This window comes from Achromobacter sp. (assembly GCF_050285585.1).
GTDB lineage: Bacteria > Pseudomonadota > Gammaproteobacteria > Burkholderiales > Burkholderiaceae_B > Achromobacter.
On sequence record NZ_JBLZXF010000063.1, the window covers coordinates 1 to 10,545 of the forward strand.

The 10,545-nt window shown below is 67.4% G+C and carries 10 protein-coding genes; 3 read left to right on the forward strand and 7 right to left on the reverse strand.

The features are described 5' to 3' along the window. The coding region (locus ACN6PJ_RS30245) for a dihydroxy-acid dehydratase (protein WP_427999350.1) at positions 1 to 959 on the reverse strand (959 nt) is incomplete at its 3' end. Between the two features lie 220 nt (positions 960 to 1,179). On the opposite strand from ACN6PJ_RS30245, the gene ACN6PJ_RS30250 reads away from it, so the two are divergent. Together ACN6PJ_RS30250 and pdeR are read left to right on the forward strand one after the other, a co-directional pair. Continuing rightward, positions 1,180 to 2,175 carry a Bug family tripartite tricarboxylate transporter substrate binding protein gene (locus ACN6PJ_RS30250; RefSeq protein ID WP_427999351.1) on the forward strand — a complete coding sequence of 332 codons (996 nt, stop codon included), beginning with the start codon at positions 1,180 to 1,182 and terminating at the stop codon, positions 2,173 to 2,175. Between the two features lie 299 nt (positions 2,176 to 2,474). Further along, a complete protein-coding gene (pdeR, locus tag ACN6PJ_RS30255; protein ID WP_427999352.1) occupies positions 2,475 to 4,472 on the forward strand; it encodes a cyclic di-GMP phosphodiesterase in 1,998 nt (665 codons plus the stop codon). A gap of 23 nt (positions 4,473 to 4,495) precedes the next feature. On the opposite strand, the gene ACN6PJ_RS30260 is transcribed toward pdeR, so the two are convergent. Next, complete coding sequence (locus tag ACN6PJ_RS30260; protein WP_427999353.1) at positions 4,496 to 5,380, reverse strand: crotonase/enoyl-CoA hydratase family protein; 885 nt, start codon at positions 5,378 to 5,380, stop codon at positions 4,496 to 4,498. A 292-nt stretch (positions 5,381 to 5,672) separates the two neighbouring features. Continuing rightward, positions 5,673 to 6,416, reverse strand: coding sequence for an SDR family oxidoreductase (locus ACN6PJ_RS30265; RefSeq protein ID WP_427999354.1), 744 nt, complete (start codon positions 6,414 to 6,416; stop codon positions 5,673 to 5,675). A gap of 116 nt (positions 6,417 to 6,532) precedes the next feature. Between ACN6PJ_RS30265 and ACN6PJ_RS30270 the strand changes: the two genes are divergently transcribed. Beyond that, positions 6,533 to 7,444 (forward strand): LysR family transcriptional regulator, encoded by a 912-nt coding sequence (locus tag ACN6PJ_RS30270; protein WP_427999355.1) that lies wholly within the window; start codon positions 6,533 to 6,535, stop codon positions 7,442 to 7,444. Here ACN6PJ_RS30270 and ACN6PJ_RS30275 read toward each other — a convergent pair. The 4 genes from ACN6PJ_RS30275 to ACN6PJ_RS30290 all read right to left on the reverse strand — a co-directional run. Continuing rightward, positions 7,423 to 8,817 (reverse strand): GntP family permease, encoded by a 1,395-nt coding sequence (locus tag ACN6PJ_RS30275; protein WP_427999356.1) that lies wholly within the window; start codon positions 8,815 to 8,817, stop codon positions 7,423 to 7,425. The genes ACN6PJ_RS30270 and ACN6PJ_RS30275 overlap by 22 nt on opposite strands. A gap of 97 nt (positions 8,818 to 8,914) precedes the next feature. After that, positions 8,915 to 9,724 (reverse strand): aminoglycoside phosphotransferase family protein, encoded by an 810-nt coding sequence (locus ACN6PJ_RS30280; RefSeq protein ID WP_427999357.1) that lies wholly within the window; start codon positions 9,722 to 9,724, stop codon positions 8,915 to 8,917. Between the two features lie 8 nt (positions 9,725 to 9,732). Further along, a complete protein-coding gene (locus tag ACN6PJ_RS30285; protein WP_427999358.1) occupies positions 9,733 to 10,185 on the reverse strand; it encodes an NUDIX hydrolase in 453 nt (150 codons plus the stop codon). A gap of 96 nt (positions 10,186 to 10,281) precedes the next feature. Beyond that, positions 10,282 to 10,545, reverse strand: a 264-nt coding sequence (locus ACN6PJ_RS30290; protein ID WP_427999359.1) for an ABC transporter substrate-binding protein, incomplete at its 5' end; no start/stop codon positions are given.

The window sequence follows — 10,545 nt, forward strand, 5'->3', positions numbered from 1 at the left end:
GTCTCGCGGCTGATGCGGTCCAGGCCGGCCAGGTCGATGTCGATGCCCAGGCGGCCGGCGATGGCGGTCAGGTGGACGATGCCGTTGGTGGAGCCGCCGATGGCCAGCAGCACGCGCAAGGCGTTCTCGATGGACTTGCCGGTGAGGATGCGGTCCGGCGTCAGGCGCGAGGCGGCCATGGCCACCGCGGTCGCGCCGGTCTTTTCGGCGACGCGCACGCGGTCGGCGGTGACGGCGGGCGCCGAGGCTCCGCCCGCCACCATCATGCCCAGCGCTTCCGTGATGCAGGCCATGGTGCTGGCGGTGCCCATCACGGAACAGGTGCCGACGCTGGCCACCAGTTGGTTGTTGACGTCGGAGATCTCCTCGGCGTCGATCTCTTCGGCGCGGTAACGGCCCCAGTAGCGGCGGCAGTCGGTGCACGCGCCCACGCGTTCGCCGCGGTGCGAGCCGGTGAGCATGGAGCCCGTGACCAGCTGGATCGCCGGCACGCCGGCGGACGCCGCGCCCATCAGCTGGGCGGGCACGGTCTTGTCGCAGCCGCCGATGAGCACCACGGCGTCCATGGGCTGCGCGCGGATCATTTCCTCGGTGTCCATGGACATGAGGTTGCGCAGGTACATGCTGGTGGGCTGCGAGAAGCTTTCGTGCACCGAAATCGTGGGGAAGTCCATCGGCAGGCCGCCGGCCAGCATCACGCCGCGCTTGACCGCTTCGATCAACTGCGGGGCGTTGCCATGGCAGGGGTTGTAGCTGCTGCCGGTATTGACGATGCCGATGATGGGCCGGGAGAGGGCGTCGTCGGTGTAGCCCGCGCCCTTGATGAACGCCTTGCGCAGGAAGAGCGAAAAGCCGGTGTCGCCATAGTTGGTGAGGCCGCGGGCCACGCCGCGCGAGGCCGTGCCCGCGCTGTCGAAAGGCCCCGGGGCCCGCTTGCCGTGCTTGGTCTCGTCCGTCATTTTTGCTCTCGATAATATTATTGATAATCTGGTGGCAGCATCATAGCCAGCCTTTGAAAGCGGCGGCAAGCGCTTTGTGCTGGGTATTTTATTGATCTTAATTTCAGATCAGTCGATAGAAAAATTCTGCTTCTTCTATCAAGTGACTGATCCTACACTGGCGCCGTTGACGAGCCGGGCGTCCCTTTAATTCCTATACCCATCCCGACAGGAGACCTACATGTCAGACCTGCGTCTGCGGCCGCGCCGCGCCGTGCTGTTTTCCCTGCTGGCGTTGTGCGCCGGCGTATCCGCTCCGGCGCTGGCCGCCGATGTCTATCCCGACAAGCCGATCCGCCTGATCGTTCCGTACCCGCCCGGCGGCGCGACCGACGTGATCGGCCGCGTGCTGGCGCAGGAACTGACGGGCGCGCTGGGCCAGTCGGTGGTGGTGGAGAACCGCGCGGGCGCCGCCGGCAATATCGGCGCGGACCAGGTCGCGAAGGCGCCGGCCGACGGCTACACGCTGCTGATGGGCGCGCTGACCAGCCACTCCATCAACGCCGCGCTGTACCGCGGCCGCGTCACCTACGACGTGGAGAAGAGCTTCGCGCCGGTGTCCATCGTGGGCACGGTGCCCCTGGTGTTCGTGGTGAATCCCTCGGTCCAGGCGAATACGCTGGCGGAGTTCATCGCGCTGGCCAAGTCCAAGCCGGGCTTCATGACCATGGCGTCGGCCGGCAACGGTTCGCCCCAGCACCTGGCCGGCGAAATGTTCAAGCGCACGGCGGGCGTCGACGTGCTGCACGTGCCTTACAAGGGCAGCGGGCCCGCCATGACCGACCTGATGGGCGGCCAGGTGCTCAGCATGATCGAGACCGTGCCGGCGGCCCAGGCCAACATCAAGGCGGGCAAGTTGCGGGCGCTGGCGGTGACTTCGCCGCAGCGCGTGGATGCGCTGCCGGACGTGCCCACCGCGGCGGAAGCCGGACTGAAGGACTTCGAGGTGAGCTCGATGTTCGGCATCGTGGCCCCGGCCAACACGCCGGCTCCGGTGGTGGAGCGCCTGAACGGGGAACTGAAGAAGATCCTGGCCAAGCCGGACGTCAAGGCGTCGTTGCTGAACCAGGGCGCGATCGCCACCTGGACGTCGCCCGCCGACGCCGGCGCCCGCGTGTCGGCCGAGGTCGCGCGCTGGACCAAGGTGATCGACGAGGCCGGCGTCAAGGGCGATTGACCGTCCCATCGCGTCGCCGAGAGGTTGCGCCGTTGCGTCACTCGCCGGAAGTTCCGTCAGGAATTTCCGGCGTTGTTGCTTGTGAACGACCTCGGCAGGCGCGCAACAAGGCTTGCGCGAAAGCCCGGGTGCGCGCATCAACTCGATTGCGGCCCTGAAGGTTCGCTGCGCGGCGCGGGCCGGATGATGCAATATTCCGCAATAATCCGCTCGCGGCGCAGCACGGGGAGGTTGACCCCGAATTGACTAGGCCGTAATGTATTTTGCGGGCCATCCTAGGACGGCAGGGGGATACCACAATGACAGAGAACCAGGACGAAAGATCGATCCTGTACGCGCATTTCGGTACGCATAGCCCGTATTGGCGCCTGTCCGCCGACAGCGACGCATTCGAACTGGCGGCGGTCAAGGGGGCCGCCAACATCGCCACGCCGCTGCGGCCGGAGCAGGCGGGGGCGATACGCGCGTTGACGGGCATCACTTCCAGCGTACGCATCGACATCGCGCTGTACGGCGACATGCTGCGCCTTCATCTGGTCGGCCGCAAGATCAACCCCAATGAATGGGCCGGCACCGCGTCGGCCCATTCCGATACCGAATCCGTGGCGAAGGACCTCGTCGAGGGGCTGTCCTTCGCCGAAACCGTGGTGTCCGAGGCCAACTCGGTCATCGTCATCGTCGACCAGAACGGCCGTGTGCAGCGCTTCAACAAGCTGAGCGAGGAATACACCGGCAAGCGCGAACAGGACATCGTCGGCCGCAGCGTCTTCGAGATGTTCATGACGCGCGAAGAGGCGATCGCGTCGCGCCGCAATATCGCCGAGTTCTACAAGCGCGGCCAGTCGTACGAAGCCGAGCGGGTCATCAATACGGTCAAGGGCCCGCGGCTGTTCCTGTTCCGCAACAAGTTCGTCACCAGCGGCAGCGGCGAAAAGCGCGTCTACCTGATCTGCTCGGGCACCGACATCACGGAAGAGCGCCAGGCCCAGGAACGCCTGCGCGTGCTGGCCAATACCGACATGCTGACCAACCTGCCCAACCGCCACGCGATCACGACGCGGCTGAAGGCGGCGCTGGCGGCGGGGCCGGACGGGCGGGGCGGCGTGCTGTTCCTGGACCTGGACAACTTCAAGCGCATCAACGACCACTATGGCCACGGTTTCGGCGACCACCTGCTCAAGGCGGTGGCGGTGGCCATATCTTCCTGCCTGTCCGAGGGCCAGACGCTGGCGCGGCTGGGCGGCGACGAGTTCATCGTCCTGCAGGAGGCGGCCCAGCCCTGGGAGCTCGAAGCCACCGCCCAGCGCATCATCGAGCGCCTGCGCGAACCTTTCCGCCAGGGGCTGATCGAGGTCTACACCAGCTGCTCCATCGGGATCGCCATGTATCCCGACCATGGCGCGGACCTGGACAGCGTGGTGCGCAGCGCCGACATCGCCATGTACGTGGCCAAGGAGGCGGGGCGCCATACCTACCGCGTCTTCCAGCCCGCGATGGACCGGCGCAACGCGGACTACGTCTGGCTGGACACCAACCTGCGCAAGGCGCTGGCCGAAGACCACCTGATGCTCTATTACCAGCCCAAGCTGGCCGGCCGCACGGGCGAAGTGGACGGCGTGGAAGCGCTGGTGCGCTGGCGTTCGCCCGAACGCGGAATGGTAGGCCCGGACGCCTTCATCCCGTATGCCGAGGAGTCGGGCCTGATCTCGCCGCTGGGCGTATGGGTCATGCGCGAGGCCGCCCGCCAGGCGGCCGCCTGGAAGCGCGACGGCCTGAACATCCGGATCGCCATCAACATGTCGGCCCGCCAGTTGAACGACAAGGGCGTGGTCAGCGAGTTCATGCGCGCCATCAGCGACGCCAGCCTGGATCCCTGCCTGCTGGACATCGAGCTCACCGAAAGCTGCCTGATCGAGGACGAAGGCGCCGCGATCGAATTGATCAAGCAATTCCGGCAACTGGGCGCGCGCGTCCATCTGGACGATTTCGGCACGGGCTATTCCTCGCTGTCGCAGCTCGCCCGCATTCCGCTGGATGCGATCAAGCTGGACGCCAGTTTCGTGCGGGGGGTGAACGAGAACCCGGTGTCGCAGGCGCTGGCGCGCGCCATCGTCGCGGTGGCGCGGACGCTGGAGCTCAAGGTGATCGCCGAAGGCGTGGAAACGACCGAAGAGGCGGTGTTCGTGGATACGCTGGGCGTGGACGCCAAGCAGGGCTATCTGTACGCCAAGCCCATGCCGGCGGCGGAGTTCACCGCCTGGCTGACCCAGCGCCGCCGGCTGCATCTGATCGCCTGAGGCAGCCGGCCTGGCCCCCGGAATCAGTGCATGGTGGCGTCCATCGCGGCATCGGCCGTGACGGCGCTGCGGCGGTTCTGCGCGATCACCAGGCGCTCCATGTAGGCGCGGTCCTTGGGGTCGATCGCGAAAGCGGCTTCCACCCAATCCTCGGTAATGTCCATCAGCTCGGAGCGCGGCAGCGTCAGCACGCGCTGGCGCGCGCGCAGCATGGCGCGCATGCCGTTGAGCTTGGGCCGCATGACGTCGATGAAAGTGCGCGTGGCCTTGTAGGCGTCGCCCGGCTCGAACAGCACGTCGACCAGGCCGCGGGCGTGGAACCATTCCGCGGTATGGGATTCGCCCGTGCCGATCAGCTCTTCCGCCAGCTTCATGCCCGAGCGCCGTGCCACCAGCGAATAGCCGCCCATGCCGGGGAACAGGTTGAACGCTATTTCCGGAAAGCCCATGCGGGCGTTGTTCTGGGCCAGCACGAAGTGATGGGCCAGCGCGGCTTCGAAGCCGCCGCCCAGCGCCGAGCCCTCGATCATCGCAAGCGAGATCGCGCCCGTGTCGAAGCCGCGCGTGGCGGCGTGCACGCAATCCACGCAGGCCCTGGCATAGGCGCGCAGGGCTTCGCGCTTGCCGGTGCGGATGGCTTCGGCGAAGAAATTGAGATCGCCGCCGACGTTGTAGATCTGCGGAACCAGCGAGCCCGTGACCCAGAAGTCGATGGGCAGGCCCGAATCCTTGGCGGCGCGCGCCAGGTTCATGATTTCGTCTATCAGTTCATGGTTAAAGCATGGGCGCGGTTGCGCCCGGAGCATCATCCACATGACTCGACGTCCCTCCTCGTAGAACGCGGAGATCTGTTTCAGATTGCCTGCTGCGGTGAAGGGGTGGCAGTCCGGATGAATGAGTTGATTCATTTGCTTTCGTCCAATCGATCAAGGTGAGTCGGAGTACTGCGGAAGTCAGCCTAATACAGACCTTCCGCCCTCCGTCTCATGCAAACCTCATGCGACTGGCCAGACTTGTCCGTAAGTCAAAGGCCCGAGTGATCGTTGGAAAAAAGCGCCCGGCGCCAACAGCCGCTCAACCCATCAGCCGAGGCGCGCATGGGTAGAACGGATGAGTGCGCAAGCAAATTCGCGGCTATCGGGGCGACGCGCCGCGCGTCCGCCGAGGCGGACGGACTCATGCATAGGGACGAGGGCGCGCTCAGGCGATGCCGCCGTTGGCGCGCAGGACCTGGCCGTTGACCCAGCCGGCGTCGGGGCTTGCCAGGAACGACACCACGCCCGAGATATCGTCGGGCTGACCCAGGCGCTCCAGGGGCGGCAGCTTGGCGTAGTGCTCGATCAGTTCGGCGCTTTTGCCTTTCATGAACAGTTCCGTGGCGACGGGGCCGGGGGCGACCGCGTTGACGGTGATGCGGCGGCCGCGCAATTCCCTGGCGAACACCTGGGTGAGGCTTTCCACGGCGGCCTTGCTCGCGATGTAGACGGAATAGCCGGGCAGGTTGAGCGCGACGGTGGTGCTGGACACGTTGATGATGGCGCCGCCGTCGGCCAGGCGGGCGGCCGCCTCGCGCAGCGTGTTGAACGTGCCGCGCGTGTTGATGGCGAAGGTTCGGTCGAACAGTTCGTCGCTGGTCTCGGCCAGCGGCTTGACGTCGAGGATGCCGGCGCTATTGACCAGCACGTCGATGGGGCCCAGCTCCGCTTCCACCTGGTCGAACATGGCGCGCACGTCCTCGGCCCGCGACACGTCGGCACGCACCGCGGCTGCGCGGCCGCCAGCCTGTTGGATGTCGCGCGCCAGCGCGTCGGCTTGCGCCGCGCTGGAAGCGTAGTTGATGGCGACGGCGAAACCGTCGCGGGCCAGCCGGCGCGCGATGGCGGCGCCGATGCCGCGCGATCCGCCGGTGACCAGGGCAATGCGTTGCGGGGCTTGGGTGCTCATGGCGTTTCTCCAGTGTGTGAGGGGGATGGGTGGCATCATGAACTATTCCAGACTGAAGATAATTACTCTATATTCGCTAACATAATTTCATTTGCATTAATAATGGGCGACACGCCATGGATCGTTTCCAGGAAATGCGGGTGTTCGTGCGCATTGCCGAGCGCGGCAGCTTCTCCAAGGCGGCCGAGGATCTGCAGATTCCCCGTCCCACGGTCACCAATCTGATCAAGCGGATGGAGGCTCGGCTGGGGGCAAGGCTGCTCGAACGCACCACCCGCCAAGTGCGGCTGACGCATGACGGCGAGGCCCACCACCGGCGCTGCGTCCGGCTGCTGGCCGACCTGGAAGAGGCCGACGGCGCCTTCCTGGACACGGCGCCCAAGGGCATGCTGCGCGTCAACGCGCAGGGCACGCTGGCCAGGTTCTTCGTGATGCCGGGCCTGCCCGGTTTCCTGGAACGCTATCCCGATATCGTGCTGCACCTGGGCGAGGACGACCGCCTGGTGGACTTGGTGCGCGAAGGCGTGGATTGCGTGCTGCGCACGGGTTCCCTGCAGGATTCATCGCTGGTCGGGCGGCAGATCGCGCTGATGCCCCAGGTGACCGTCGCGAGCCCGGCCTACCTGGCGCGCCGTGGCGAGCCCAGGCGCCTGGAAGACCTGGAGGAACACTGCGCGGTGGACTACCTGTCCAGCGCGACGGGACGCAGCCTGCCCCTGGATTTCATGGTGGACGGGCGCAACGTGCAGGTCCGGCCCCGGGCCGTGGTCAGCGTCACGGGGGCTGAACTCTACACGGGCGCGGCGCTGGCGGGCCTGGGGCTGGTCCAGGTGCCGCGCTACCGCATCGAGCGCGAGCTGGCGGCAGGCGAACTCAGGATCGTGCTGCCCGCCATGCCGCCCGCGCCCATGCCGGTGTCGGTGCTGTACCCGCAGAACCGGCAGGTATCCGCCAGGGTCCGCGTGTTCACGCAGTGGCTGGCGGAGGTCATTGCCCCCGCCTTCGCTCAGACGATGCCCGTGAGGTAATACACGGTGATCGCCAGGAACACCGACAAGGTCGAGATCATGGTGATGGCGAAAATATCGCCGTAGGACTGGCGGTGCGTAAGGCCGGTCACCGCCAGCAGCGTGATCACCGCGCCGTTGTGGGGCAATGTGTCCATGCCGCCGCTGGCCATGGCGGCGATCCGGTGCAGCACTTCCATCGGAATGCCCGCCGCGTTGGCGCTGTCGATGAAGGTCTGCGCCATGGCGGCCAGCGCGATGCTCATGCCGCCCGAGGCCGAACCCGTGATGCCGGCCAAGGAGGTTACGGCCACCGCTTCGCCTACCAGGGGATCGGGAATGGCCTTGAGCGCATCGGCCACCAGCAGGAAGCCGGGCAGCGCGGCGATGACGCCGCCGAAACCGTACTCGGCGGCGGTATTCATCGAGGCCAGCAGGGCGCCCGAGACCGCGCTTTTGCTGCCGTCGGCGAAGTGCGCCTTGATGGCCCGGAACGAGAACAGCAGGATGGTGACGATGCCCGCGATCAGCGCGCCCATGACCGCCCACAGGGCCACCTGGTCCTCGGCATTGGCGGGCAGGGGCTGGGACAGGCCGGGCAGCGCCACTTCGGAACCGGCCGGATACCAGCCCGGGATCGCGCGCGTCAGCAGGTAGTTGGCCACGCCCACCACGACCAGCGGCAGCAGCGCGATGAGCGGGTGATGGTCCCGTTCGCCGGGCGGAGTGGCCGGTTCGTTGCGCAGGTCCGTGCCATAGGTCTCGCCGGCCGCCGCCGCGCGCCTGCGGCGCCACTCCAGATAGGCAATGCCGGCGGTCAGCGTGAAGGCCGCGCCGATGAGTCCCAGCCATGGCGCCGCCCAGGTGGTGGTTTCGAAGAATGTGGTGGGGATGATGTTCTGGATCTGCGGCGTGCCGGGCAGGGCGGTCATCGTGAAAGTGAACGCGCCCAGGGCGATCGCGCCCGGCATCAAGCGCTTGGGTATGCCGCCCTGGCGGAACATTTCGGCGGCGAACGGGTAGACCGCGAACACCACCACGAAGAGCGACACGCCGCCATAGGTCAGCACCGCGCAGACCAGCACGATGGCCATGATGGCGCGCTCCGCCCCGATCAGTCTCAGCACCGCCTGCACGATGGCGCGCGAAAAGCCCGACAGCTCGATCAGCTTGCCGAACACCGCGCCCAGCAGGAAGACGGGGAAGTAGAGCTTGGCGAACCCCGCCATGCGCTCCATGAAAATGCCCGAGAATACCGGCGCCAGCGCCGAAGGGTCCGTCAGCAGCACGGCGCCCATCGCGGCGATGGGGGCGCACAGGATCACGCTATAGCCTCGATACGCCGCCAGCATCAGAAACGCCAGCGCCGCCACCACGATGAACAATCCGGTCATTCGGTGCTCCAGGAATGAAGAGATAAGGGGTGAGGGCCTACACCTTACCGCACGGAGCCTGCCTTGTTCTTGCGGCGCGCCCCTGCGCCTTCGCGGCTCATCGGTCCAGCAGCGCCAGGGCCTGCGCGGCGATGTCCAGGTCGATCGCGGCGTCGTCGCCGTCGTTCAGGAACCAGGCGGCCGACAGTCCGCACCAGGCCGCCACCCATTGCAGCAGCCGGCGGCGGTCCAGGCCGGAGTGCGCGGCCACGATATCGAGCCTGCGCTCGAAGCATCCCGGCGCCACGGCCACGGGGGGAACGGGGTCCGCCAGGTCGGGGTTGCAGAAGATGTTGGCGTAGTCGAAAGCGCGCTCGCCGTAGAGGCGTTTGGGGTCGATGACCAGCCAGCCGCGTTCGCCGAAGTCCAGGATGTTGTCGTGGTGCGCGTCGCCATGCAGCACCGCCGGTTCGCGCTGGCTGTCGAGCAGGGCGCGGGCGTGGCGGGCGCTGTGCGCCAGGATGCCGCCATGGGCCCGGGCGGCGGGCCACAGGTCCGCGAACCAGTCCTCGAGCGGGCGCAGCGCGGGCAAGGGCTTGGCGCGCGGCGCATGCAGTTCCTTCAACACGCCGCAGATGATGCGCGTGGCTTCGTCGTCGCGGCCATTGCGGGCATAGGCGGCCAGGGATCGCGCGCCGGTGGCCCGCTCCAGCAGGATGGCGTCGCCGTCGTGGGCCAGCACGCGCGCCGCGCCGTGGCCGTCCCACCAGCGCATCAGCACGCCCCCTTGCTTCTCGTCCTCTTCGTGGGAGACCTTGAGCATGGCGGGCCGGCCCTCGTGCCGCACGGGAAGCAGCCGCGCCGCGTGGGTGACGATGGGGGCGCCGTCGGGCGCCAGCTTCCAGCGGGAGAGGTAGGTATCGAACATGCCGCGTCTCAGGGCAAGGCGCGCAGGGCTGCCGCCAGAGCCGCCGCCTTGCGCGCCAGTTCGGCTACGCCGAAGCTGGTCGCCAGGGCATGCTTGTCCAGCACCTCCAATGGCACCCAGCGGGCCTCGGCGGCGTCGTCGCCAGCGATGGGTTCGCCCGATTGCCAGCGGCACAGCATCGCGATCAGGATGAAGTGGCGGCGCAGTGCGCCCGCGTCGTCGCGGTCGAAGACGTCCACGGCGTCGAACACCTGCAAAGGCTCGGCGCACACCCCCGTTTCCTCCAGCAGCTCGCGCGCCGCGGCGGCTTCGAGGCGTTCGCCCGCGTCGATCTTGCCGCCGGGGAAGGCCCAGCGGCCCATGTCGGGCGGATTGGCGCGGCGCACCAGCAGCACGTGGCCGTCGCGGACCACCGCGGCGATGGTGGCGGGGATGGGACGCTGCGGCGGGGAAGTGGACATGCGTGTCTCCGGGTGGGCAGGCTCTAGCGTACGCCATGACGCCCGGCGCGGCGATGCCCCGGGGGACCGGGCGGGCGCTCCCCCGGCGTTGCCGCGCTACTTCTTCACCAGCGGGCAGGTGGACTTGGACAGCGGCATGAAGGCCTGGTCTCCCGGCAGGGTAGCCACCAGCTTGTAGTAGTCCCAGGGGCGCTTGGATTCCGACGGCTGCTTGACCTCGAACAGATACATGTCGTGCACCATGCGGCCGTCTTCGCGGATGCGGCCGTTGGCCGCGAAGAAGTCGTTGATCGGCATGGCCTTCATCTGCTTCATGACCGCGGCGGGCTCGTCGGTGCCGGCGGCCTGCACGGCCTTCAG